The sequence below is a fragment of the Caulobacter sp. GW821-FHT11E10 genome (assembly GCF_058808375.1).
Map to the genome: position 1 here is coordinate 212267 of NZ_JBXARP010000009.1, position 25378 is coordinate 237644.

General features: G+C 68.4%; 23 protein-coding genes. 12 read left to right on the forward strand and 11 right to left on the reverse strand.

All coding sequences use genetic code 11. The features are described from left to right. Positions 1–5: 5 nt before the first annotated feature. Positions 6–893 carry a pentapeptide repeat-containing protein gene (locus tag AC1RRV_RS19670; protein WP_492861333.1) on the forward strand — a complete coding sequence of 296 codons (888 nt, stop codon included), beginning with the start codon at positions 6–8 and terminating at the stop codon, positions 891–893. A 110-nt stretch (positions 894–1003) separates the two neighbouring features. On the opposite strand, the gene aspS is transcribed toward AC1RRV_RS19670, so the two are convergent. Beyond that, positions 1004–2842, reverse strand: a complete 1839-nt coding sequence (aspS, locus tag AC1RRV_RS19675) for an aspartate--tRNA ligase (RefSeq protein WP_492861334.1) — start codon at positions 2840–2842, stop codon at positions 1004–1006. Positions 2843–2972: 130 nt separating this feature from the next. Beyond that, positions 2973–3734, reverse strand: coding sequence for a triose-phosphate isomerase (gene tpiA, locus AC1RRV_RS19680; RefSeq protein ID WP_492861336.1), 762 nt, complete (start codon positions 3732–3734; stop codon positions 2973–2975). Positions 3735–3873: 139 nt separating this feature from the next. On the opposite strand from tpiA, the gene AC1RRV_RS19685 reads away from it, so the two are divergent. Both AC1RRV_RS19685 and trpE read left to right on the forward strand, forming a co-directional pair. Beyond that, entirely contained in the window at positions 3874–5835 is a 1962-nt protein-coding gene (locus AC1RRV_RS19685; protein ID WP_492861337.1) for a peptidylprolyl isomerase, read from the forward strand. Continuing rightward, positions 5835–7370, forward strand: a complete 1536-nt coding sequence (trpE, locus tag AC1RRV_RS19690; protein ID WP_492861338.1) for an anthranilate synthase component I — start codon at positions 5835–5837, stop codon at positions 7368–7370. The genes AC1RRV_RS19685 and trpE overlap by 1 nt, the downstream gene beginning before the upstream one ends. 24 nt (positions 7371–7394) lie before the next feature. On the opposite strand, the gene AC1RRV_RS19695 is transcribed toward trpE, so the two are convergent. After that, complete coding sequence (locus AC1RRV_RS19695; RefSeq protein WP_492861432.1) at positions 7395–7604, reverse strand: hypothetical protein; 210 nt, start codon at positions 7602–7604, stop codon at positions 7395–7397. A 117-nt stretch (positions 7605–7721) separates the two neighbouring features. Here AC1RRV_RS19695 and AC1RRV_RS19700 point away from each other — a divergent pair, with 117 nt between their 5' ends. The 7 genes from AC1RRV_RS19700 to lexA all read left to right on the forward strand — a co-directional run bounded on the left by AC1RRV_RS19700 (position 7722) and on the right by lexA (position 13483). After that, positions 7722–8318 (forward strand): anthranilate synthase component II, encoded by a 597-nt coding sequence (locus tag AC1RRV_RS19700; protein WP_492861339.1) that lies wholly within the window; start codon positions 7722–7724, stop codon positions 8316–8318. Positions 8319–8326: 8 nt separating this feature from the next. Further along, a complete protein-coding gene (trpD, locus tag AC1RRV_RS19705; protein ID WP_492861340.1) occupies positions 8327–9355 on the forward strand; it encodes an anthranilate phosphoribosyltransferase in 1029 nt (342 codons plus the stop codon). Beyond that, positions 9352–10140, forward strand: coding sequence for an indole-3-glycerol phosphate synthase TrpC (gene trpC / locus AC1RRV_RS19710; protein WP_492861341.1), 789 nt, complete (start codon positions 9352–9354; stop codon positions 10138–10140). Before trpD ends, trpC begins: the two co-directional genes overlap by 4 nt. A gap of 108 nt (positions 10141–10248) precedes the next feature. After that, positions 10249–10815, forward strand: a complete 567-nt coding sequence (locus tag AC1RRV_RS19715) for a lysophospholipid acyltransferase family protein (protein WP_492861342.1) — start codon at positions 10249–10251, stop codon at positions 10813–10815. Positions 10816–10879: 64 nt separating this feature from the next. Next, on the forward strand, positions 10880–11692 hold the full coding sequence (gene lepB / locus AC1RRV_RS19720; protein WP_492861343.1) for a signal peptidase I: 813 nt from the start codon (positions 10880–10882) through the stop codon (positions 11690–11692). A gap of 111 nt (positions 11693–11803) precedes the next feature. After that, entirely contained in the window at positions 11804–12607 is an 804-nt protein-coding gene (locus tag AC1RRV_RS19725; protein WP_492861433.1) for a class I SAM-dependent methyltransferase, read from the forward strand. A 171-nt stretch (positions 12608–12778) separates the two neighbouring features. Continuing rightward, complete coding sequence (gene lexA, locus AC1RRV_RS19730) at positions 12779–13483, forward strand: transcriptional repressor LexA (RefSeq protein ID WP_492861344.1); 705 nt, start codon at positions 12779–12781, stop codon at positions 13481–13483. Positions 13484–13543: 60 nt separating this feature from the next. Here lexA and AC1RRV_RS19735 read toward each other — a convergent pair whose 3' ends face one another. After that, positions 13544–14311 carry an isocitrate lyase/PEP mutase family protein gene (locus tag AC1RRV_RS19735; RefSeq protein WP_492861345.1) on the reverse strand — a complete coding sequence of 256 codons (768 nt, stop codon included), beginning with the start codon at positions 14309–14311 and terminating at the stop codon, positions 13544–13546. A 46-nt stretch (positions 14312–14357) separates the two neighbouring features. Further along, entirely contained in the window at positions 14358–16526 is a 2169-nt protein-coding gene (locus AC1RRV_RS19740; protein WP_492861346.1) for a ComEC/Rec2 family competence protein, read from the reverse strand. A gap of 174 nt (positions 16527–16700) precedes the next feature. Here AC1RRV_RS19740 and gltX point away from each other — a divergent pair, with 174 nt between their 5' ends. Then, the gene (gene gltX, locus AC1RRV_RS19745) at positions 16701–18128 is read left to right on the forward strand and encodes a glutamate--tRNA ligase (protein ID WP_492861347.1); all 1428 of its coding nucleotides are present in this window, start codon (positions 16701–16703) and stop codon (positions 18126–18128) included. A gap of 67 nt (positions 18129–18195) precedes the next feature. After that, the gene (gene gltA, locus AC1RRV_RS19750) at positions 18196–19476 is read left to right on the forward strand and encodes a citrate synthase (protein WP_492861348.1); all 1281 of its coding nucleotides are present in this window, start codon (positions 18196–18198) and stop codon (positions 19474–19476) included. A gap of 72 nt (positions 19477–19548) precedes the next feature. Here the strand turns inward: gltA and AC1RRV_RS19755 are convergent, their stop codons facing one another. The 6 genes from AC1RRV_RS19755 to fabZ form a co-directional block, all read right to left on the reverse strand. After that, complete coding sequence (locus tag AC1RRV_RS19755; RefSeq protein ID WP_492861349.1) at positions 19549–19815, reverse strand: EscU/YscU/HrcU family type III secretion system export apparatus switch protein; 267 nt, start codon at positions 19813–19815, stop codon at positions 19549–19551. Beyond that, entirely contained in the window at positions 19812–21875 is a 2064-nt protein-coding gene (locus tag AC1RRV_RS19760) for a flagellar hook-length control protein FliK (RefSeq protein WP_492861350.1), read from the reverse strand. The genes AC1RRV_RS19755 and AC1RRV_RS19760 overlap by 4 nt, the downstream gene beginning before the upstream one ends. Positions 21876–22076: 201 nt before the next feature. Next, positions 22077–23264, reverse strand: a complete 1188-nt coding sequence (gene lpxB / locus AC1RRV_RS19765) for a lipid-A-disaccharide synthase (RefSeq protein WP_492861351.1) — start codon at positions 23262–23264, stop codon at positions 22077–22079. Next, the gene (gene lpxI / locus AC1RRV_RS19770; RefSeq protein ID WP_492861352.1) at positions 23261–24103 is read right to left on the reverse strand and encodes a UDP-2,3-diacylglucosamine diphosphatase; all 843 of its coding nucleotides are present in this window, start codon (positions 24101–24103) and stop codon (positions 23261–23263) included. The genes lpxB and lpxI overlap by 4 nt, the downstream gene beginning before the upstream one ends. A 7-nt stretch (positions 24104–24110) precedes the next feature. Further along, positions 24111–24902, reverse strand: a complete 792-nt coding sequence (gene lpxA, locus AC1RRV_RS19775; protein ID WP_492861353.1) for an acyl-ACP--UDP-N-acetylglucosamine O-acyltransferase — start codon at positions 24900–24902, stop codon at positions 24111–24113. Further along, positions 24899–25378 (reverse strand): 3-hydroxyacyl-ACP dehydratase FabZ, encoded by a 480-nt coding sequence (gene fabZ / locus AC1RRV_RS19780; RefSeq protein ID WP_492861354.1) that lies wholly within the window; start codon positions 25376–25378, stop codon positions 24899–24901. Before fabZ ends, lpxA begins: the two co-directional genes overlap by 4 nt.

Below are 25378 nucleotides of genomic sequence, written 5' to 3' on the forward strand. Positions count from 1 at the left end.
AGTCGATGTCCCGCTTGGGCGTTTCCATCGCCGCCTTGACGCTGAGCCTGCTGGCCCTGACCAGCCCGGCTCACGCCTCGATCGAAGACAAGGACGTCGCCAAGCTGACCTCCTTCGGCGGGATGTGCGCCAACTGTGACCTCGCCGGTCGCAAGCTGATGAACGCCAAGTTCGCCGGCGCGAAATTCACCAAGGCGATCCTGATCGGCAGCGACCTGCGCGGTGCCATGTTCTACGGCAGCGACTTCGGTTGGGCCGATCTTAGCCGCGCCGACCTGCGTGGGGCCGAGATGCGCGGCGCCATCTTCAACAACGCCAATTTCACCGACGCCCGCATGTCCGGCGTCGAGAGCAGCGGCGCCAACTTCACCCAGGCCACGCTGGTGCGCGTCGACCTGTCGTCCGCCGAACTGCACGCGGCCCAGATGCCGGGCGCCGACCTGCGGAAGGCCCGCCTTTCAAACGTCGAGCTGACCGGCGCCAACCTTTCCGCGGTCAACGCCCGCGACGCGGACTTCACCAGCGCCGACATCAACCACGCCAATCTGAGCGGCGGCCGCTTCGAAGGCGCCAGCTTCCGCAACGCCGACATGACGGCGTCGAATCTGCGCGGCGCGGTCTTCAGCGGCGCGGACTTCCGCAATGCCGACCTGACCCTGGTGGTGCTCAGCGGCGCGGACCTGTCGGGCGCGCGCGGCCTGGATCAGGACCAGCTGGACGAAGCCTGCGGCGACAGCTCCACCCGCCTGCCCTCGGGCCTGAACGTCCGTTCGTGCAGCGGCATCCGCGGCTCCCAGCATTTCCTGCTGCTGCGCGAGATCCCCAGGGCTCCGCCCGCGCCGCCCGCCCTTCCGGCGCCCCCGGCCAAGCCGCCGAAGCCTCCGAAGTACTGATCGACGCTCGCAAGTCGAGCGGCTCAAGCGACCAAGAAAAAGCCCTCCGATCGCGAGACCGGAGGGCTTCTTCGTTTCTGGGCTCTCGCCCGCGCCTAGACCTTGATGGTCTACACCTTGATCGGCGGCGCGGTGCGGATGTGCAGCTCCTTGAGCTGCTTGTCGAGCACGTTGGCCGGCGCGTTCATCAGCAGGTCCTGGCCCTGCTGGTTCAGCGGGAAGGCGATGACCTCGCGGATGGCCACCTGGTCGGCCAGCAGCATCACGATGCGGTCGATGCCGGGGGCCAGACCGCCGTGGGGCGGCGCGCCGTAGCGGAACGCGTTCAGCATGCCGCCGAACTGCTCCTCGACCACTTCCGGGCCGTAGCCGGCCGTGGCGAAGGCCTTGAGCATGATCTCGGGTTTGTGGTTCCGGATCGCGCCCGAGCACAGCTCGTAGCCGTTGCAGACGATGTCGTACTGATAGGCGCGGATGGTCAGCGGATCCTGGGTCTCCAGGGCCTCCAGACCGCCCTGCGGCATCGAGAACGGGTTGTGCGAGAAGTCGACCTTCTTCTCTTCCTCGTTCCACTCGAACATCGGGAAATCGACGATCCAGCAGAACTTGAACTGGTTCTCGTCGACCAGCTTCAGCTCCGTGCCGACCCGCGTGCGGGCCAGGCCGGCGAACTTGGCGAACACGGCGGGGTCGCCGGCCACGAAGAAGGCCGCATCGCCCGTGCCCAGGCCCAGCGATTCCATCAGGGCTTGCGTCGGCTCGCCCAGGTTCTTGGCGATCGGGCCGCCCCAGCCGCCTTGGTCTTCCGACCAGAACACGTAACCCAGGCCCGGCTGGCCTTCGCCTTGCGCCCAGCTGTTCATGCGGTCGCAGAACGCGCGGCTGCCGCCGGTCGGCGCGGGAATGGCCCACACCTGGTTCTTGGCGTCGGCGCCCAGGATCTTGGCGAACAGGCCGAAGCCGCCGTCACGGAAGTGCTCCGAGACGTTGGCCATCTTGATCGGGTTGCGCAGGTCCGGCTTGTCGCTGCCGTACCAGGCCATCGACTGCATGTAGGTCAGGCGCTCAAAGCCCTGGTGCTCGAAGCTGGCGCCGGCGTCGTTCGTGAAGGTGTGGGTCCCGCTGATCGGCGAGACCGGCTTGCCGTTGCTGAACTCCTCGAACACGCCGTGCATGACGGGCTCGATGGCCGCGAACACGTCTTCCTGCGTCACGAAGCTCATCTCGACGTCGAGCTGGTAGAATTCCAGCGAACGGTCGGCGCGAAGGTCCTCGTCGCGGAAGCACGGGGCGATCTGGAAGTAGCGATCGAAGCCCGAGACCATCAACAGCTGCTTGAACTGCTGGGGCGCCTGCGGCAGGGCGTAGAACTTCTCCGGATGCAGACGCGAAGGCACCAGGAAGTCGCGCGCGCCTTCCGGCGAGCTGGCCGTCAGGATCGGCGTCTGAAACTCGTTGAAGCCCTGCGCGAACATGTGGTTGCGGATCGACTGGATCACGCGCGAGCGCAGGACGATGTTCTTGTGCAGCGTCTCGCGACGCAGATCGAGATAGCGGTGCTTGAGGCGGATCTCTTCCGGATAGTCCGGCTCGCCGAAAACCGGCAGCGGCAGCTCGGCCGCTTCCGACAGCACCTCGACGGCCGAGACGCGGATCTCGATCTCGCCGGTGGGCAGGTTCGGGTTCACCACGCTGGCGTCACGAGCGACCACCTCGCCGTCGACGCGGATCACGCTCTCGGCGCGCAGACGTTCGACGATGGCGAAGCCCGGGGTTTCCGGGTGCAGGACCAGCTGCGTCAGGCCGTAATGGTCACGCAGGTCGATGAAGACCAGACCGCCGTGGTCGCGCTTGCGGTGGATCCAGCCCGACAGACGCACGGCCGAGCCGGTGTCGGAAGCGCGCAGGGCGCCGCAGTTGTGGGTGCGATAGGCGTGCATGGTGGTCATGAAAGTCTTGAATACGCGGTGATTTGCAAGGCGCGGTAAGGCGCACGTGGGCGCCGTGATGTCAAGGATTCTGGGACAGGCCATGCCTTGGCGCGGCCCGTCCGCGGAAGGATTTGGGGCTCACGCCATCCTAGGCTGCTTCGACGATCGCCAGGAAATCCTTGGCCTTGAGCGAAGCGCCGCCGACCAGGGCCCCGCCGACGTCCGGAGCCGACAGGATCTCGCGGGCGTTCTCGGGCTTCACCGAGCCGCCGTAGAGGATCGGAACGCCCCGCCCCTGCTCGCCGAACAGGGCCACCAGCTCGGCCCGGATGGCCGCGTGCATCTCGACGATGTTGTCGACCGAGGCGGTGTGACCCGTGCCGATGGCCCAGAGCGGCTCGTAGGCGACGTTGAACGCCTTGCCCGCCAGGCTGGCCGGCAGAGATTCGCGAATCTGGTTCAGGACGAATGGGACGGCCTGGCCCGCTTCACGCAGCGCCAGGGTCTCGCCGACGCAGATAATCGGCTCCAGGCCCGCGGCCAACGCCGCCTCGGCCTTGGCGGCGATCTGGGGCGAAGTCTCGGCATGATCGGTGCGCCGCTCGGAATGGCCGCAGATCACCAGGGTCGCCCCGGCGTCGGCGATCATCTCGGCCGAGACATCGCCGGTATGGGCGCCGCTGGCCTTGTGATGGCAGTCCTGGCCGCCGACCAGAACGAACGAACCCTCCACGGCCTCGACGAGGCGGTGCAACAGGGTGGCGGGCGGGAAGATGGCGACACGGGCCGCCGCCGGCTGGCGGTCCAGGCCCGCCGCAACGGCGCGGGCCTCGTCAAGGGCGCTCGAGAGGCCGTTCATCTTCCAATTTCCGGCGATCAACGGCCGGGGAGTGGTGCTTGAAAGGGTCATGGACGCCTTCTTGGCGTCACGCTCGCTTGGGAAGTCAAGTGCGCGCCGCTTGCCCCCCTGGCCACGGCTCTACTATATCCGCAGCTCCTGGTCGGCGCGCGAGCGCGTCGTCGGCCCGACTGGAAGGTTTTTCGAACGCATGCTCGCCGGTTTCCGCTCCTTCGCCAAATCGCCGTTCGCGGTGCTGTTGTTCGGCTTGCTGATTGTCAGCTTCGCCATTTTCGGCATCAGCGACGTCTTCAAGGGTCCCCAGGGCTCGGGCGTGATCAGCGCCGGCTCGCGCACCATGTCGCCGCAGGACTTCAAGCAGCGCTTCGACAACTACCGCAAAGCCATGGAGCAACGCTCCGGTGAGTCAATCACGCCGGACCAGGCCGTCGAGCGGGGCGTGGACCGTCAGATCGTCCAGGAGCTGACGCTGCAGGAATCGATCGCCGCGGCGATCGGCAAGATGGGCGTGAACCCGTCCGACAAGCTGGTCGGCGAAATCGTGCATCAGCAGATGAGCCAACTGCCGCCCACCCAGCGCCCGTTCAACCCGATCACCGGCAAGTTCGACCAGCAGGCCTATGCCGCGCTGCTGGCTCAGAACAACCTGACGCCGGCCGGCTATGAGGCCTCGCTGCGCGACGAGATCGCCAACGCCCACTTCTTCTCGGCCGTCGCCGACGGCCTGAAGGCCCCGCGCATCTATGCCGCCCTGCAGGGCGCCTACCTGCTGGAGGGCCGCGACATCGTCGCTTTCGCCATCAATCCGGCTTCGATCGAGAAGCCCGCGCCGCCGACCGACGCCCAGCTGACGGCCTTCATGAAGGAAAACGCCGAGAAACTGACGCGTCCGGAAACCCGGGTGCTGTCGATCATGCGCGTCAGCGCCAAGGCCCTGGAGCCGACGGTCGCCCTGAACCCGGCCGACGTGCAGAAGGCCTTCGACTTCCGCAAGGAAAGCCTGGCCCGGCCGGAAACCCGCTCGATCGTCCAGATCGTCGCTCCGGACGCCAAGGCCGCCGCCACGATCTCGCAGCGCCTGGGCAAGGGCGAGGATCCGGCCGTCGTCGCCAAGGCCTTCGGCAAGACGCCACTGACCCTGGCCGACAAGCCCAAGACCGCCATTCCCGATCGCAAGGTCGCCGAAACCGCCTTCACCCTGGCCGCCGGCCAGGTCAGCGCCCCGATCACGGGTGAGCTGGGCGTCTCGGTGATCAAGGTCCTCAAGATCTCGCCCGGCGTGGTCGCCACCCTGGAAAGCGTCCGTCCGCAGATCGAGGCCGAGGTTCGCGCCCAGACCGCCCAGAGCAAGGCCTACGACCAGACCCAGGCCTACCAGGACGCCCACGACGGCGGCGCTGACCTGATCGCCGCCGCCACCAAGGCCGGCGCCATGGTCGTCACGACCGCCCCGATCACCGCTCAGGGCACGGACATGATGGGCCAGCCCATCCCCGGCCTGACGCCGGACATCATCAAGACCGCCTTCGGCCTGTCGCAAGGCGGGGAAAGCGAACTCGTCGAGTTGGGCAAGGGCGAGTACTACGCCGTCAAGGTCGAAAAGGTCATGCCCGCCGCCCTGCCCCAGCTGGCCGAGGTCAAGCCGCAACTGAGCGCCGTCTGGCTGGGCCAGGAGATGGTCAAGCGCATGAAGGCCAAGGCCGAAGCGCTGATGGCCCGCGTCAAGAAGGGCGAGTCCATGGAAGCCGTGGCAGCCTCGGCCCAGTCCAACGTCCAGAAGGTCCCCGGCCTGTCGCGCCAGAACGCCCAGCAACACATGGGCCTGGGTCGCGACTTCCTCGGCGCGGCCTTCGCCGCCAAGTCCGGCGAAGTGTTCGTGGCGCGCGCCGGCCAGCAGGGTGAGGCCTATGTGGTCGCCAAGCTGGAAGCCGTGCGCGCGGCGCCGACCGCGAGCGTCGCCCAGATCGCCGGCTACGCCCAGGCGCAAGCCGCCAACGGTCTGATGCGCGACCTCGGCGAGGCCGCTCGCAACGCCGCCAAGGTCCAGATGAAGACCAAGAGCAACCTGACGCTCGCCCGCCAGGCCATCGGTGTCGACACCGAGGCCCTGGCCAAGGCCGAAGGCGCCAAGGCCGGAAAGAAAGCCGAGTAATGAGTCTGGAGCCCGCGTTCGACGCCTTCTCGGAAATCTATGATTCCGGGCGGCAGCAGGTCGTCTGGACCCGCCTGATCGATGATCTCGAGACCCCGGTCTCGGCCTATCTGAAGATCGCCCAGGCGCGTCCTTACAGCTTCCTGTTCGAAAGCGTCGAAGGCGGGGCCTGGCGCGGTCGCTACTCGATCGTGACGATGAACCCGGACCTGGTCTGGCGCTGTCGCGGCGACATGGCCGAGATCGCCGAGGGCGATGACATCGCCGCCGGCCGCTACACGCCTCAGCCGGGCGACGCGCTGGACAGCCTGCGCGATCTCGTGGCCCGTTCGCGGATGGAGCTGCCCAAGGGCCTGCCGCCCATGGCCGCCGGCGTGTTCGGCGCTCTGGGCTACGACCTCGTTCGCCTGGTCGAGCGTCTGCCCGACATCAACGAGGACACCCTGGGCCTGCCGGACGGGATCATGACCCGGCCGCAGATCGTGGCGATCTTCGACGCCATCGCCCAGGAGATCATCCTGACGACGGCCGTACGCCCGCGGGCCGGCGTCTCGGCCAAGGACGCCCATGCCGCCGCCCGCGCGCGGATCGAGGCCGTGATGGCCGACCTGCATCGTCCCCTCGCCCACGACGCGCCCCGCGCCCCGCGCGGCCCGATGGACTTCACGACGCCGGTCAGCCGCGCCGACTACGCCGACGTGGTCGCCAAGGCCAAGGACTACATCGCCGCCGGCGACATCTTCCAGGTTGTCGCCAGCCACCGCTTCCGCGCGCCCTTCGATCTGCCGCCGTTCGCCCTGTACCGCTCGCTGCGTCGGACCAATCCGTCGCCGTTCCTGTTCTTCCTGAACCTGGACGGCTTCAACCTCGTGGGCTCCAGCCCCGAGATCCTGGTCCGCCTACGCGACAACAAGATCACCATCCGCCCGATCGCCGGCACCCGTCCGCGGGGCGCGACGCCCGAAGAGGACGCGGCGCTGGAAGCCGAACTGCTGGCCGATCCCAAGGAACGCGCCGAGCACCTGATGCTGCTGGACCTGGGCCGTAACGACGTGGGTCGCGTGGCCATGCTGCGCCACGAGGGCCGCAACGCCCCGGTCGAGCGTCCCAAGGGCCCGAACGTCCGCGTGACCGAGAGCTTCAAGATCGAGCGCTACAGCCACGTCATGCACATCGTCTCGAACGTCGAGGGCACCGCGCCCGACGGCGTCGATCCGGTCGACGTGCTGATGGCCGCCCTGCCCGCCGGCACACTCTCCGGCGCGCCCAAGGTGCGGGCCATGGAGATCATCGACGAGCTGGAAGTCGAGAAACGCGGCATCGGCTATGCCGGCGCGGTGGGCTATTTCGGCGCCGACGGCTCGGTCGACACCTGCATCGTGCTGCGCACGGCGCTGGTCAAGGACGGCATGATGTACGTCCAGGCCGGCGGCGGCATCGTCGCCGACAGCGATCCGGACGCCGAGTATGACGAGACCCTGCACAAGTCGCGCGCCCTCAAGCGCGCGGCCGAGGAAGCCTGGCGATTCAGCTGAGCCTTAGGGCTGCTTCTTCCTGGACTAGGGACCGCCCAGCCGGTCGTCCGGAAGGTGTTGGGTGACCGCCGGCGGCGCCAGCACCATCACCGTGGCGAAGCTGAGCGCGCAGAACGCGGCGAAAGCCGCGGCGGCCAGCACCGGCGCCATCTTCTGCACGCGCGCCTTCGGCCGCAGCAAAGCGCGGACATAGGCGACGGCGACAGGGTCCAGGGCGGAATCACGCGGGTCCATGATGTCCATCATGCCCCGCTCCGCGATCGCTGTAACCGTTACTGAAAGCCGCAGGCGAAAATCGCGCTACACAACAGCGTCGCCCGCGCTAGAACCTGACCTCCGAAAGGCGGCGTCATGATCCTCGTCATCGATAACTACGACAGCTTCACCTACAACCTCGTCCACTATCTCAACGAGTTGGGGGCCGAGACCGTCGTCTACCGCAACGACGCCCTGACGGTGCAGGAGGCCTTAGGTCTACAGCCCGCCGCCGTCCTGCTGTCGCCGGGGCCCAAGGCCCCGGATCAGGCGGGGATCTGCCTGCCCCTGCTGCGCGCCGCTCCGGCCGACCTGCCGATTCTTGGCGTGTGCCTGGGCCACCAGGCCATCGGCCAAGCCTATGGCGGCGAGGTGATCCGCGCCAAGCAGGTCATGCACGGCAAGGTCAGCAAGGTTCGCCACGACGACAAGGGCATCTTCAAGGGCCTGCCCAACCCCTTCACCGCCACGCGCTATCACAGCCTGGCCGTCCGCCGCGAAGACCTGCCACCCGATCTGGAAGTCACCGCCTGGACCGACGACGGCGAGATCATGGGCGTGCAGCACAAGAGCCGCCCCGTGTTCGGCGTCCAGTTCCACCCGGAATCGATCGCCACCGAGGGCGGCCACCAGATGCTGGCCAACTTCATGGACCTGTCGGGCGTCAAGCGCGACGCGGCGGTCTGGGTCTAGGCCGCGCCATGTCCGACGCTTTCAAACCGCTGCTGGCCAAGCTGGCCGACGGCCAGACCCTGGGCGACGACGACGCCGAGGTGTTCTTCGCCGCCTGCCTGCGCGGCGAGCCGACCCCGGCCCAGGTGGCCGCCGCGGTCACCGCCATGCGCCTGCGCGGCGAGACGGTGGGCGAGATCGCCTCCTGCGCCCGGGCCATGCGCCGCGCGGCCGTTCCGCTGGAGCATCCCTACGACGTCATCGACGTCTGCGGCACCGGCGGCGATGGCCTGCACACCTTGAACATCTCGACCGCCGTGGGCTTCGTGGCCGCCGGCGGGGGGCTGAAGGTCGCCAAGCACGGCAACCGCGCCATCACCTCGAAGTCCGGCACCGCTGATGTGCTGACCGCCCTGGGCGTCAATATCGACGCCACCCGCGAGCAGCAGCGCCTTGCCCTCGACGAGGCCGGCATCTGCTTCCTGTTCGCCCAGGCGCATCACGGGGCGATGAAGCACGTCTCGCCGATCCGCCAGCAGCTGGGCTTCCGGACGATCTTCAACCTACTGGGCCCGCTGACGAATCCGGCCGGCGCCAAGCGGCAGGTGGTCGGGGTCTCGGCCTCGCGCTTCGTCGAGCCGATCGCCAAGGCCCTCGGGGCTCTGGGCGCCGAGCGCGCCTGGTCGGTGCATGGCTCGGGCATGGATGAGCTGACCACCACGGGCGAGACCGAGGTCGCCGAATGGCGCGACGGCGTCATGCGCCTGTTCACGATCACACCCGAGGCCGTCGGCCTGCCGCGCGCCTCGCTGTCGGACATCACCGGCGGCGATCCGGACTTCAACGCCGCCGCCCTGACCCGCCTGTTCGACGGCGAAAAGGGCCCCTATCGCGACATCGTGCTGCTGAACGCCGCCGCCGCCTTCCTGGTCGCCGACAAGGTCGAGACCCTGTCGGAGGGCATCGAACTCGCGGCCGACGTCATCGACACGGGCAAGGCCAAGGCGGCTCTGGCCGGCCTCGTCGCGGCCACCAACACCGAACTGGCGAGCGCATGACCGACATCCTGGCCAAGATCGCCGCCTACAAGCGCGAAGAGGTGACCGACCGCAAGCGTCGGCGCACCCTGACCGCCCTCGAGAACGCCGCCAAGAACGCCTCGTCGCCGCGCGGTTTCAAACGCGCCCTGATCGATCACCACGCCCCCGGCAAGCTGGCCCTGATCGCCGAGGTCAAGAAGGCCTCGCCGTCCAAGGGCCTGATCCGCGCCGACTTCGACCCGCCGGCCCTGGCCCGAAACTACGAAGCCGGCGGCGCGGCCTGCCTTTCCGTGCTCACCGACGGTCCCAGTTTCCAGGGCGCCGACGCCTATTTGATCGATGCCCGCGCGGCGACCGCCCTGCCCTGCATCCGCAAGGACTTCCTGGTCGACCCCTGGCAGGTGGCCGAGAGCCGCGCCCTCGGCGCGGACGCCATCCTGGTCATCCTGGCCATGATCGACGACGTCCTGGCCGCCGAGCTGATGTCCGAGGCCAAGCGCCTGGGCATGGACGCCCTGGTCGAAGTGCACGACGAAGCCGAGATGGCTCGCGCCGGGGACCTGGGCTCGGATCTGGTCGGCATCAACAATCGCGACCTGAAGAGCTTCGTCGTCGACCTGGCCGTCACCGAGCGTTTGTCCGCCCTAGCGCCGAGCGACGCCCTGCTGGTCACCGAAAGCGGCATCTTCGTCCACGACGACGTCGTGCGGATGGAGGCGACCGGCGCCAAGGCCATGCTGGTCGGCGAAAGCCTGATGCGGCAGGCCAACGTCACCGAGGCCACCCGCGCCCTGATCGGCTGACGGATCGGGTACGCGCCACCTGGCGTTTTCAAACGCGCCCGCTCACAGTCGCCCCAACAACAAGCCGCCGCTCCAGGACGTCGGCGAACGTCGCGCGAGGAAACGCGAATGCATTGGGTCGCCCGCGTGGTGAATTGGTCCCTCGTCGCCTTCTTCAAGCGCGAGGGCTGGACGATCGAGGGCTCGGCCCCGACGACGACCCGCAAGTTCGTGATCATCGCCGCGCCGCACACCAGCAACTGGGACTTCGTCTACTTCCTGGGCGCGGCCGACGCGCTGAACCTGAAGCTCAGCTTCATGGGCAAGGCCTCACTGTTCCGCTGGCCGTTCGAGAGGCTGATGAAGGACCTGGGCGGCGTGCCGATCGATCGATCCCAGTCGCGCGACACGGTCCAGGCCATGGCCGACGAGTTCGCCCGTCGTGACGAATTCATGCTGACGATCGCGCCCGAGGGCACGCGCGGCAAGGCGAGCGGCTGGAAGACCGGCTTCTACAACATCGCCCTGAAGGCCGGCGTGCCGATGGTGCCCGGCTTCATGGACTACAAGCGCAAGGTGGTGGGCCTGGGCCCGGCGATGACCCCCAGCGGCGACTATGAAAAGGACATGGCTGTGCTTGCCGCGTTCTACGCGCCGGTCACGCCAAAGCATCCGGAACTGAAGACCATCCTCTAGGACCCTTCGCCACGATTTGGCCAAGCTCCGCCGTCTAGCTAGACGCCGAGACGGAGGGACAAACATGGCCGAAACACGCGCCGAGAAGACGGGCTGGATCCACGGACTGGTCGAGACGGCCAAGACGGTCGCCATCGTGCTGGTGGTGTTCCTGGTTCCACGCACGGTCTTCTGCCAGCCGTTCACGATCCCGTCGGAGTCGATGCAGCCGACGTTGATGGTCGGCGACTACATCCTGGTGTCGAAGTATCCCTACGGCTGGAGCCGTCACTCCATCACGCTGAGCCCGCCTGTCGGCCACGGTCGCCTCATGGAGAAGACGCCGGTGCGCGGCGACATCGTCGTCTTCAAGAAGCCCAGCGACGGCCGCACCGATGTGATCAAGCGGGTCATCGGCCTGCCCGGCGACCGCATCCAGGTGAGCGGCGGCGTGCTGCGCATCAACGGCGTCGCGGTGTCCCAGAGCCTGACCGCCATCGACGCCGAGGGCTCGCCCGACGGCTATCCGATCCCGGTCCGCCACCTTCGCGAGACCCTGCCCAACGGCCGCGCCTACGCCACCAACAGCTTCGGCGCCGACACCTCGGCGGCCAATACCGGCGTCTATACGGTCCCGGCCGGCTGCTACTTCGTCATGGGCGACAATCGCGACAACTCGGCCGACAGCCGCTTCAATCCGGGGGCCACGACCCCGGGCTACGCCTCCTGCCCGTGGGATGTGGCCCGCGACGCCGACCTGCCGCCGCAGCTGGGCATGGGCTTCATTCCGGCCGAAAACCTGGTGGGCCGCGCCGAACGGATTCTGTTCTCGTGGAATGGCCACGGCCTGCGCCTGGACCGCACGTTCCGCAAACTGCCCGCCCCGAAGGTTGGCTGAACCCCATCACGTCGCTACGGTCCGCCCCGCTGCGGATCGAAAGGGAATCGGATGCGGGACGGCTCTTTCCTGACGGCGCTGCGCAACGCCACCCCGGCGCCCCTGCGTCCGATGCTGGGTCGCCTGCGCCGCGCGCTGACGCCCGCGCCGCCGGTCGCCGCGCCTGACGTCGTCCCGACCGATCCAAACGCCCTCCAGGCTCCTCAAGAGCTTTGGCACCTGGTCGGGGCCGCCGACGCCGACTTCGTGCGCGTCGGCCAACAATTCAAGCAGCTCTTCATCCAGGCCGGCCTGCAACCGCATCACGCGATTCTCGACGTCGGCTGCGGCATCGGACGCGCCGCCGCGCCGCTGGTGGACTATCTGGACCAGACCGGCCGCTACGCCGGCTTCGACGTGATGGCCCAGGCCATCGACTGGTGCAAAGCCAACATCGCGGTCGGCGATCCGCGCTTCGAATTCCTGCACGCCGACATGCACAGCGACCGGTACAATCCGGAAGGTTCGCAGCCGGCCAGCGCCTACGTCTTCCCTTATCCTGACGCCAGCTTCGACTATGTCTGGCTGGGCTCTGTCTTCACCCATCTGCTAGCCGCCGATCAGGCCCAGTTCGCCCGCGAGATCGCCCGCGTGCTGAAGCCCGGCGGGATCAGCATCGTCTCCTGGTACCTGGTCGACGACGAGGCGCGCGCCAATACCGGCAACGGCAGGATCGCCTTCGACTTCGTCCATGCGCTGGACGGCTGCTGGACGGCGACGCCGGACCTGCCGGAATCAGTGATCGGCTATGATCTCGAGCCGATCCTGGCCCAGTACGACGCCCTGGGCCTCGACGTGCTGAACCAGGCCCTGGGCGTCTGGCGCCGCGAACCCTTGCAGGATCAGGACATCATCGTCGCCCGCAAGCGCATCTGAAAGTTTTCGTTAAGCTTTTGATTCTGAGCGACATTTACCTTGTCGCCGAGCCTAGCCTTTGATTTTTCTGGCCTTTCTGGCCCAACACAGCCTCGACTTGACTTTAATGCGGAACGCCTAGAGAACATTCGAAAGGTTTGCGGTTTGTTCCGCGCTCCAGTCGAGGTCGACATGCTCACTCGCAAGCAGCACGAACTGCTGATGTTCATCCACGAACGCATCAAGGAGAGCGGTGTCTCTCCTTCGTTCGACGAGATGAAGGAGGCGTTGGATCTGGCGTCCAAGTCGGGCATCCACCGCCTGATCACCGCCCTGGAAGAGCGCGGTTTCATTCGTCGTCTCGCCCACCGCGCCCGGGCTCTCGAGGTGGTGAAACTGCCGCAGCAGGCCACGACGGCGGCGCCGCCCAAGGGGCGTGGAGCCTTCCGCCCGCAGGTGTTCGAAGGCGGCGGCGCGCCTCCGCCGACGCCTTCCGCGGCGCCTCCTGCCAACGACAGCCGAGAACTTCCGATACTCGGCAAGATCGCCGCCGGCACGCCGATCGACGCCATCCAGCACGAGCGCGAGCGCCTGCCCGTACCCGAATCCATGCTGGGGGCCGGCGAGCACTATGTGCTCGAGGTGCAGGGTGACTCGATGATCGAGGCCGGCATCCTCGACGGCGACTATGTGATCATCAAGAAGGGTGACACCGCCACCTCGGGCGAGATCGTCGTCGCCCTGGTCGGCGAGGAAGCCACCCTGAAGCGTCTGCGCAAGAAGGGCGGCTCGATCGCCCTGGAAGCGGCCAACCCGAAATACGAAACCCGCATCTTCGGTCCCGACCAGGTCGAGGTGCAGGGCAAGTTGGTCGGCCTGATCCGCCGCTACCACTAAACGTTCGAGATTACGGAGCAATCGGCCCCGGTCTTCATGTGAGACCGGGGCCTTTTTGTATCAGGGCCTGGGCGCCAAACGCCCCTCCTCCGCCAGCCGCTTGGCGACGGTGTCGAACCCCGCCCAGGCGGCCGCCGCCAAGGAGGCGCCGGTGCTGACCCGCCGAACGCCCAAGGCGCCGAGGCTCTCCACGGACATCTCCAGTCCCCAGAACAGGACGTTGACCGGCTTGGGCGCAACGGCTTGGACAATCGCCCTGATCTCCGTCGGATCGGTCACCGCCGGCGCATAGAGACAGTCCGCGCCAGCCTGGGCATAGGCCTTGAGACGTTCCAGGGTGGGAGCGAGATCGCGATTGCCGCGCAGATAGCCTTCCGTGCGCCCCACCAGCATCACGTCCTGGCCAGAGGCGTCGATGGCGCCGCGCGCCGCCTTGATCCGCGCGACGGCGGTCGGAAGGTCGTAGAGCGCGCTGCCCGACCAGTCCTCGATCGACAGGCCCGCGACGCCCGCCTCAACGGCCAGGGTCACGCTTTCGCCGACGCCATCGACCGTCTCCGAAAAGCCGGCCTCGAAGTCGGCATTCACGGGCAGGTCGGTCGCGGCGCACAACTCGCGAAGATGCGCGATCACCTCGTCCCGGGTAATCTGGCCGTCATCCTTGCCCATGGCCCAGGCCGCCCCGGCGCTGGTCGAGGCCAGAGCCTTGAAGCCCAGCTTCTCCAGCCGCCGCGCGCTGCCCACGTCCCACGGGTTGGGCAGAGCGAAACAGCCTTCGGCATGCAGGGCGCGGAAAGCCGCGCGGCGGGTGGCGAACGGGTTCGACATGGCTGGTGCTCCTTCGAAACGCGTGGGCCCGCGCTCGTGACGACGCTTAGCGCCCGCCCGTGACATAGGGTGTCAGCAGGCGGCTCCAAGGGCGGTCCCCCCGCAACGGCTGGGCCCAGACGATCCGCCAGCCGTCCGGGCCACGATAGAGCTCGGCGGCGCCGCCTCGCTCAAAATCCTCGGCTGTCAGCAGCACGGTGTCGGCGCACAGCGGCGGGGTGCGTTCCGGCGCCAAGGCGCGGACCACCACGACCTCGCTGCGCACGCAGAGCCCCGACAGCGTCTCGGCGTCAGGAGTCTTGCGGCTCCAGGCGATCGACAGCCGCACGGGCGCGCCCAAGGCTGGCGCGCAAGTCCGCTTGTCACAAGCATAGAGGCTCCACGTCGCCGGCGTCAGGCCACGTCGCCGGGCCCACAGTTCGGCGCCGAAACGCTTGGCGTCGGTCCGCAGCAAGACCGCCGCATCGCCCGAGCGAACGGCGGCGGTGGCGCCGTCGGCGGCGACCCACGCGTCGGGCGGCGCCGGTCTGGGCCACAGAGCGACCGCGAGGGCGAGCGGCGCGCCGATCCAGCGGAGCTTCCCGCGCCACAGACACAGCAGCATCAAGCCGAGGAAAGCGATCACCAGCACCTGCGGGGGCGCGCTGGCGACGATCCGCTGAGCGCCGTGGGCGTCGGAAAAGCCGTTGGCGATCCCGACCATGCCGTCGATTCCCCATCCGGCGACGGCCAGGAACGGCGCGCCCAGACCGAATGGCTCCAGCAATGTCCCGACCGCCAGGAACGGCATGATCACGAACGAGGATAGCGGCGCGACCGCCAGATTGGCCGGCAAGCCCCAGACCGCCACCCGGTTGAAGTGCTGCATGGCGAATGGCGCGGTCGCCAGGCCCGCGACCAGGCTAGCCGCGACGCTGGCGGCCAGCCACGCGAACGCCGCCTGTGGCCAGCGTATCCACCAGGGCGTCGAGATCTCGCTCACGGGCGTGGGCCAGGCTTCGGCCAGCGCCACAAGGGCGGCGGTGGCGGCGAAGGACATCTGGAAACCCGGCTCGCCGGCGGTCTCGGGCTTCAAGGCCAGGATCAGCAGCGCCGCCAGCGCCAGGCCGTGCAACGTGATGGCGCGCCGGTCGAACAGGATGGCCAGGAAGGCGACACTGGCGGTGATCGCCGCCCGCTCGGCCGGCGGCGGCGCGCCGGAGATGACGAGATAGCCGAGCACCGCGACGAGGCCCGCCACGGCGGCGATCTTCTTGCCCGGCGCCCGCAGCGCCAGCCATGGCCAGGCGGCGACACCCAGGCGCGCGAAGCCAAATACGAAACCGCCGACGATGGCCATGTGGAGGCCGGAAATCGACAGGATGTGCGCCAGCCCCGAGGCGCGCATGGCCTCGGTCTGGGCCTCGGTGATCCAGGCCTCGTGCCCGGTGACCATGGCCGCGCCGATCCCGCCGCTGGTGGGGCCCATGCGCGAGAGGATCCGTTGCGCCAGGCTCCAGCGGAAGGCGTTGACCGCCATCGCCACCCGCAGAGCCGCGGGCGGCGGATCGAGCCGCGTCGGTTCCAGTTCGCCGATCGTGAAGCCGACGCCGCCGATCGAGTCGAACCAGGCGTCGCGGGCGAAATCATAGGATCCGGGCGCGGCCGGCGGTGGCGGCGGGCCCAGCATAGCCCTCAGGTGGATCGCCCGGCCGGGCTCTGGCGTCTCGTTCTCGCCGATGGTCACGCGGATCCGGTTCGGTGTCCGCGCGGGCGCCACGCCGGAGATCGCGACGGGCGCGATCACCAGGCGAGTCCCGCCCGCGCCGGGACTAACGACGTCGACGACGAAGCCGTCGACCCGACGCACCACCCGCTCGCCGGCCATGACGGGCCCCGCCACGCGCTCGCTACGGACCTTGGCCGCGAGCCCGCCGGCGGCTCCGAAGGCGGCCAGACTGGCCAGCGCCACGAGGATCGCCGGCCCGCTCCGGCGCCGACAGATCCACCAGATCGCGGCCAACGACAGGGCGAGTCCAGCGAGCGCCCAGAGGCACGGCTCGCGTCGCGCTTCCAGATAGGCCGCCGCGCCGAGACCGAACGCGACCGGCGCCCAGAGGAACACGCGATCCTGGTTGACTCGCAGTTCGGCGAGCGCCAGCGACGCTAGGGTCCGCCACGAGAACCGCGTCGCGGTCACCGTTGACGGCGTTTCGATCACAACCTCGCCTAACATCCCGAAACCGTTGAATTTTTGACGGCTGAGCCAAGTTCGCCGCGCTGCGGAAAACCGCTAGGCCCCGCACGAACCGGCGTGCTAAGACGCGCCGCCCCAAGTCGCTTAGCACTCGCTTCGCGGGCCGGGCTTTCCGACGCCGCTACGGCGCCTCGTCCTGCAGCCTTGAAGTCCATGTCGAACCCCATTCCTACCGGCTCCTCCACGACGGGCGTCGTCACGCGCTTCGCCCCCTCGCCCACCGGTTTCCTGCATATCGGCGGCGCCCGCACGGCGCTGTTCAACTGGTTATATGCACGGCATACGGGAGGGAAGTTCCTTATTCGCGTCGAAGACACGGATCGTGAGCGTTCGACCGAAGCGGCCGTCGCCGCGATCTTCGAGGGGCTGAATTGGCTGGGCCTGGAATCCGACGACGAGGTCGTCTTCCAGCACACCCGCGCGCCGCGTCACGTCGAGGTGGTGCAGGCAATGCTGGCCAAGGGCCGCGCCTATCGCTGCTGGATGACCGTCGAGGAACTGGAAGTCGCCCGCGAAAAGGCCCGGTCCGAAGGCCGCGCCATCCGCTCGCCCTGGCGCGATGCGCCCGAAGGCGATCTGGCGGTCCCGCACGTGATCCGCTTCAAGGGGCCGCTGGACGGCGAGACCGTGGTCAACGACCTGGTCAAGGGTCCGGTGACCTTCAAGAACATCGAGCTGGACGACCTTGTCCTGCTGCGCGCTGACGGCGCCCCGACTTACAACCTCGCCGTGGTCGTCGACGACCACGACATGGGCGTCACTCACGTGATCCGTGGTGACGATCACCTGAACAACGCCGCCCGCCAGAGCCTGATCTATCAGGCCATGGACTGGACCGTGCCCGCCTTCGCCCACATCCCGCTGATCCACGGCCCGGACGGCGCCAAGCTCAGCAAGCGCCACGGCGCGCAAGCGGTCGGTGAGTTCGCCGACCTCGGCTACATCCCCGAAGGCATGCGCAACTACCTGGCGCGGCTAGGCTGGGGTCACGGCGATGACGAGGTGTTCGACGACGCGCAGGCGATCAGCTGGTTCGACGTCAAGGACGTGGTCAAGGCGCCGGCGCGCCTGGACTGGGCCAAGCTGAACCACACCAACGCCCAGCATCTGCGCAAGGCCGACGACGACCGTCTGACGGACCTGGCCCTGGACGCCGCCCAGAAGCGCGGTGAGTCCTTGCCCGCCGACGCTCGTGAGCGCATCGCCCGCACGGTCCCCGAGGTCAAGGAAGGCGCCAAGACCATCCTGGAACTGGTCGATCACTGTGCGTTCGCACTGAAGACTCGGCCGTTCGCGCTCGAAGAGAAAACTCAAAAGCAGCTGACCGAGGAAACGGTGGAGCGGCTGAAGCGTCTGCGCGATCAGCTGGCGGTCGCGCCGTCGTTCGACGCCGCCACTCTGGAAACCGTGTTGAAATCCTTCGCGGAATCCGAGGGCGTCGGTTTCGGCAAGTTCGGCCCGGCCCTGCGCGGGATCCTGACCGGCGGCGCCCAGGCTCCGGATCTCAACAAGACCATGGCGGCGCTCTCTCGCGAAGAGAGCCTGGGGCGTCTTGACGACGCCCTAGCGCCGCGCGCATGAGGCGCTATAACGCACCCGCGAAAAGCGAAAGTTGGACTGCTCGTTCCAATAATGAAGGGGTCTACGGATGACCGATAAAGCCACGCTGACGATCGGCGACAAGAGCTACGACCTGCCGATCCTCAAGGGCAGCACGGGTCCGGACGTCATCGACGTCCGGAAGATCTATGCCGAGAGCGACCACTTCACCTTCGATCCGGGCTTCACCTCGACCGCTTCGTGCGAGAGCAAGATCACCTATATCGATGGTGACGCCGGTATTCTGCTGCACCGCGGCTATCCGATCGACCAGCTGGCCGAGAAGTCCTCGTTCCTCGAGGTCTGCCACCTGCTGCTGAACGGCGAACTGCCGACGGCCGACGAGTTCGCCAAGTTCGAGAAGAACATCACCTACCACACGATGCTGCACGCGCAGTTCGACGCCTTCTTCCAAGGCTTCCGCCGCGACGCGCACCCGATGGCGGTGATGACCGGCGCGGTCGGCGCCCTGTCGGCCTTCTACGCCGACAGCATCAATGTCGACGACGCCCGCGAACGCGAGATCAGCGCTCATCGCCTGATCGCCAAGATGCCGACGATCGCCGCGCGCGCCTACAAGTACACGATCGGTCAACCGTTCGTGTCGCCGCGCAACGACCTGTCGTACTCGGAAAACTTCCTGCGCATGTGCTTCGCCGTTCCGGCCGAGGACTGGAAGCCGAACCCGGTGCTGACCCGCGCCATGGATCGGATCTTCATCCTGCACGCCGATCACGAGCAGAACGCCTCGACCTCGACCGTCCGTCTGGCCGGCTCGTCGGGCGCGCACCCGTTCGCCTGCATCGCCGCCGGCATCGCCTGCCTGTGGGGCCCGTCGCACGGCGGCGCCAACCAGGAAGCGCTGGAGATGCTGGAGACCATCGGTTCGGTCGAGAACATCCCGGACTACGTCCAGGGCGTGAAGGATCGCAAGTACAAGCTGATGGGCTTCGGCCACCGCGTGTACAAGAACTTCGACCCGCGCGCGAAGGTCATGCAGAAGACCGCTCACGAAGTGCTGGCGGAACTGGGCCACAACAACGATCCGCTGCTGCAGGTCGCCCAGGAGCTGGAAAAGGTCGCGCTGAGCGACCCCTACTTCATCGACCGCAAGCTCTATCCGAACATCGACTTCTATTCGGGCATCACCCTGCGCGCGATGGGCTTCCCGACCAACATGTTCACCGTGCTGTTCGCCCTCGCCCGCACCGTCGGCTGGATCAGCCAGTGGAAGGAAATGTTCGAGGACCCCACCCGCAAGATCGGCCGTCCGCGTCAGCTCTACACGGGCGCCACGCAGCGCGACTATCTCTCGATCGACAAGCGCTAAGCGCAAGTCATCGGACACCGGATCAGGCCCCGCTTCGGCGGGGCCTTTTTCGTTTCAGCTTCAACAAGAGGGCTAGCGCTTCAGCAGGAAGCTCAGCACCTCGGCAACGGCGCGGTAGAGCGCCTCGGGGATCTCCTCGTCGACCTCGATGGTCGAGAGGGCCTGGGCCAGGACCGGATCTTCCTCGATCGGCACGCCGTGTTCGCGGGCCGTTTCGATGATCTTCTCGCCGACCCAGCCCTGTCCCGAGGCCACGACCTTGGGGGCGCTGGGGTCGTCGTAAAGCAAGGCGACGGCGATGCGGCCGCGCGGGCCCGAGGGTCCGGTGATCCCGCTCATGAGGCCTGATCCACGAAATGGCCCAGGGGACCGCCGCCGCGGGTCGGGGGCGCCCCAGAATGGACGGCGACGTCCGGCGTCAGCTCGGCCTGGCGCAGGGCCGCGCCCAGGCTTTCCTCGCCAGCGCGCAGGCGGGCGATGGTCTCGGCGCGCTCCGCCCACAACGACACGCGGGCGCGGGCGCCCGTCAGGGTGACGAGGGCGTGGACCGGGCCCAGGGGCTCGATGTCGATCGAGAAGCGGGCGCGATAGGTCCGCTCCCCCGGCCCGACCGCGCCGCCGCCGGAACCGCCGCCATCGTGGCTGATCTCGAATTGGGCGACCGCCACGCCTTGGGGCGTCATGAAGGGCAGGTCGAGGTTGAGGCGCGCGCCTTGGGATCGGGTTTCGACGGCCTCGGCCTCATGATGATGCGGCTCGGGCAGCGAGGCGATCTGCATCAGGTCCTGCCTGGCCAGGGCGCCGCTCGTCCCCTTCAACAGGCGTCGGACCATGTCCCCGCTCGATATGCCGGCCGGAACCTCGGGCGGCGTCGGCTTCTGACCGGCCATCGGACCGCCGGCATAGGGGGGCGGCGGGACCTTGGAGCGCGCGGCCTCCAAAGGCGCCGCACCGTAGCCGCGCGCGACGAGCGGCTTGGCGTCGGCAGACGTCGGTGGCGCGTCGTCATGAACGGCGTCCTCGGCGATCAGGCCCAGCTGGACCAGGGCGGACAACGCCGTCCTGACCGCGCTCGCCGGCGAAGGCGTGGCCTTGGGAGCCGCCACGAAGGAGGCAAAGCGCGCCGCGATGGCGTCGTCCTCTGGTGGCGTTTCCCGTGGCGAAGTCGCGGCGGCGCGGGGTGGCGGCTCCGCGATCTCAGGCTCATCCGTCACGACGACGGGCGCCGTCCCAACGGCTTGGCTTTCTTCCCGCGTGGACGCCGCGCCTGGACTGGGAAGCGTCTCTCCGGGCGCACGAACCGCCGGCTGCGGAGGCGTCGGGGCGGCCGGAATGTTCGATGTGGGAGGTCGGGGCCCGGCTTCGCGGCCTTCCGGCCGGGCAGTGATCTCTGGCGAGACCATCTCTGACGCCGCCGCTACAGGCGCGCGCGCCGGGTCAGGCGCCGGCGTTGGCCGACCGACCGACGCGGCCGGCGGGGCGGGCGTTCCGGTGGTGGCTTTCGACGCGATCGGCTCCGGTTCGGCGCCGATGCCTTCGGGCGGTGGCGCGTCCACGCTCGCGCCTTGAGGTGTGCGAGGCGACGCAGGCTGCGCGGGTGTGGAAGCCGCGGGCGTGGGCAATGGCGTCGGGGGCGCGCCCCGCGAGGCGGCGATGGCCGGTAGCGCTCGGGGGGCTTCGCCGTCCGCGTCCGGCGTTGAGGGCTGAGCGATTGAATCGTCGGCCGCCGCCTGACCCGTCGCCTGGGGCGCCGTCTTGGCCAACCAACCCGAGAGCGCGCTTCGGAAGACCAGGAGCGCGGCCTTCAGATCGCCGCCCTCATGGACCCGGGGGGCGCCTTCGACGACCGGCGCGACCGCCGCCCGCGCCATACGCGCTTCGAGGAACACCCCCGAGCGCTCGACCGCCTTGCGCAGGCCTCGCGGCGTGGCGATTTCGGCGGCCGGCGGCGTTCTGGCCAGCAGCGCCCGACCGGCTTCGCGGACCTCCGCAGGCATGTCGGCCCGATCCACGACGGCGCGCACATCGGCCATCAACGGCGCCAGTCCCGCCTGGCGAGGCACGGCCTCGGCGGCGGCGGTCCGAACGGCGCGGGCCATGCGGGTCTCTGGCGAAGCCTTGGCCGCCGAAGGGCTCTGCGCGACGGGCGCGCCCTTGGCGGGCGGCGCATCGGCGGCGTGGCTGGTGTCCTGCGCGGAGGTCTGCCCGGCCCGCTCAACCGGCATGTTGCTCTGGGGGGGAGACGTTGCCGGACGGCCGACGATCTCGCCTAGTTGGCTGGTGGTGTTCGCCAGCGCCGCACGCGCCATGGCCTGAAGCACGGCGACGGAATCCGGCGCGGCTCCAGCCGGAACGGCTGGAATGACGGGGGTCACGGGCGTGGTCGGGTCGATGGCCACGACGACTCCAGGGCGACGGGTAGCCTGAGGCTAGGCCTCGAGCGTTAAGCGCTAGTTAACCTTGAGCATGGCAGCGCGTCTCTATTTACGCGACCCGGAAGCTCGAAAGCGCCCCTGAACATTCGCCTCGGCTGAAGCTTTGAGCGACGGCCGCTGGATCTTAGATCCGCGAGCAACGCCCGAGCAACCGCACCACGATTTCTACGGGCGCGCGCGGTCGCCAGCGTCGCGGCGGCGCAGGAAGTCCAGCACCGCATCGGCCGCCGCCGCGGAGGGGTCGGGCATGCCGCGCCCCAACGTCTCGAGCGCCGCGAACTGCTCGGCCGCCTGCCGCGTCCGCAAGGCCGGATCATCCAATAGCCGCCCCACCTCGCGCGCCAAGCCCTCGCCCTCGCAGGCGCTCTGAATCAGTTCGGGCGCGATGGCCTTGCCGGCGGCGATGTTGAACAGAGTGATCCAGCGCGGCTTCACCAGACGCTTGAGGATGGCGTAGGTCACCCCGCTGGTCTTGTAGCCGACCACCATGGGCCGGCCGGCCAGGGCCAGTTCCGTCGTCACCGTGCCGCTGCAGGCCAGGGCGACGTCTCCGGCGACGAAGGCGTCGTCCTTGAGACCGTCGTCCTCGATGACATGCGCCCTGAAGGGCCAGCCGGCGACGCGGGCCCTCACCGCCTCGGCGACGGTGTAGGCGGCCGGCACGATCACCACCAAGTCGGGCCGCTCAGCCTTCAGGCGGCGCACCGCATCCTCGAAGGCCGGCATGACCCGCTCGATCTCGGACGGACGGCTGCCCGGCAGCACCAATAGAATCGGATCGCTAGCCGAGGCGCCGACGGCCGCCCGCAGACGCGCCCCATCGGCCTGGTCAAAGCGCTTGGCCAGGGCTAAATTGCCGACGAAGACGCTGTCGAGCCGGACGGCGTCGAAATACGGCCTGTCCATCGGCTGGATCGACAGCAGCAGGTCGACCGCCTTGGCCAGCGATCGCGCCCTCCCCTCGCGATAGACCCAGACTTGCGGCGCGACGTATTTCACCAGCGGCAAACCGGGGTCCAGTTTTCGCAACGCGTGGGCCAAGCGGATGTTGAAGCCCCAGCTGTCGATAAGGACCGCCACGTCGGGCTTTTCCCGGGCCGCCAGGGCCACGGTGTCCTTCAGGCGGGCCATGGCCCGGGGATAGGCCTTCAGGCTCTCCAGGACGCCCAGGATCGAAAGCTGGGCGATGTCGAAGGGGCTCTCGATCCCCTGTTCGGCCATCTTGGCTCCGCCGACGCCGACGAAGGTGACGTTTTCGCCCAGTCGCGCTCGCAACGCCTTGGCCAGGCCCGCGCCCAGCGCGTCGCCCGAGGCCTCGGCGGCCACAAGCATGACCTTGAGCGGCGTCTTCACGTGCGACCCTGCGGATCGACCCCCAGCACGAAAAGGCCCAGGTCGTCGGCGGCGGCGATCACCGCCTCGCGGTCGACCACCAGCAGGCGGCCGGTCTCGCCGACGACGCCGGCGAGGCCCGCACGGGCGGCGCGTTGGATGGTGGCGACGCCGATGGTTGGCAGATCGACCTTGGTCTCCTGGATTGGCTTGGGCGCCTTGGCCAGGACGCCCCGGGGCGCTTCGGCCGAGCCCCGGATCGTCTGAGGCAGTTCAGCGACCCGGCGCAGCATTGCGTCGGTGCCCTCCTGGGCTTCCACGGCCAGGACCAGGCCCTCGCAGACCACAGCGCCCTGGCCCACGTCCAGACGGCCGATCTCGCGGGCCACCAGCAGGGCCTTGTCGATATCGGCCATGTGCGCGGCGTTTGGCGAATGCTTGCCCAACCGCCCTCGTGGCAGGGTCATTTCGCCCATGACCTCATGGGCGCCCTCGATCTCGAAGCCTTCCTTCTCGAACTCGTCCAGCACGCGGCGCAGCAGGGCGTCGTCACCCTTGCGCGCGGCGACGATCAGGCCGGGCAGGACCTTCATGCCGCGGGCGTCGGGCATCAGGGCGGAAAAATCGGGCCGACTGACATTGCCCGCGAAACACACGACCTCGCAGCCCTCGGCGCGCAGGGCCTTGAACGCCTTGCCGAATTCGCCGAGGCCGACCTCCTGGCCCGGATAACGGGCTAGAACCGGATCGGCGAAGCTTCTCAGGCGCATGATGGCGAACGACCGCCCAGCGGCCTCGCAATGAGCCGCCAGTTCGACGGGAAGCGTCCCACCACCGGCGATCAGGCCTAGCTTACGCATCGAAAGCCTAGACCTCTCGTTCCGGCAGGCAGAGCGGGCGGTTGGCGTCGGCCCGGATGAAGTCGACGATCTCCATCACCTCGGCGTTGCCGGCATGGATTTCGGCGACGTCGTCGAGGCGCTCCTGGAAGGTGCCCTCGTCGGCGAACATGAGACGGTAGGCCGCGCGCAGGGCGTTGATCGACTCGCGCGAGAAGCCTCGGCGCTTAAGGCCGACCAGGTTCAGACCCTCGAGGTGAGCGTGGTTGCCCCACACCGAGCCGTACGGAATGATGTCCTTGGTGACGATGCCGCCGCCCCCGACAAAGGCGTAGCGTCCGATACGGGTGAACTGATGCACCGCGCTCAGCCCGCCCATGAACACGAAATCGCCGACCGAGACGTGGCCGCCCAGGGTGGCGTTGTTGGCGAAGGTCACGCGGTCGCCGATCACGCAGTCATGCGCCACGTGGGCCCCGACCATATAGAGGCTGTCCGAGCCGACCTTGGTCAGGCCGCCGCCGCCGACCGTGCCGGTCTGCATGGTGACGTGCTCACGGATCACGTTGCGGTCGCCGATCTCGAGGCGGGTGTCCTCGCCCTTGTGGGCCAGGTGCTGGGGCGGCGCGCCGAGAACGGCGAACGGATACAGCGTGCAGGCCTCGCCGATCGTCGTCGCGCCGTCGATGACGACGTGCGAGATCAGGCGTGTGCCGGCGCCCAGTTTCACCTGGGGGCCGACCGTGCAGAACGGGCCGATCTCGACGCCGGCGCCCAGTTGCGCGCCCGGCGCGACGATGGCGCTGGGATGGATCGTCATGCCTTGGGACCCGTGTCGACCACCATGGCGGCGAACTCGGCCTCGGCGGCGACCTTGTCACCGACCTTGGCCACGCCCTTGAACTTGAAGATCGACGAGCGCGCGCGGACGACCTCCACCTCCATCCGGATCACGTCGCCGGGACGCACGGGATTGCGGAAGCGGGCGTTGTCGACCGACATGAAGAAGATGGTCTTGCCCTCGGTGTCGACTTCCAGCGACTTGCTCATCAGCACCGCGCCCGTCTGGGCCAGGGCCTCGATGATCAGCACGCCCGGCATCACCGGGTTGCCCGGGAAGTGGCCCTGGAAGAACGGCTCGTTGATCGTCACGCACTTGATGCCGACGATCGACTTATGCGGCTCGTAGGCCTCGGCCCGATCGACCAGCAGGAACGGATAGCGGTGCGGGATGCGCGCCAGGATCTCCGCGATGTCGATGTCGGTCTGCACCGTCTGCTCGGCGTTCTGGCCCAT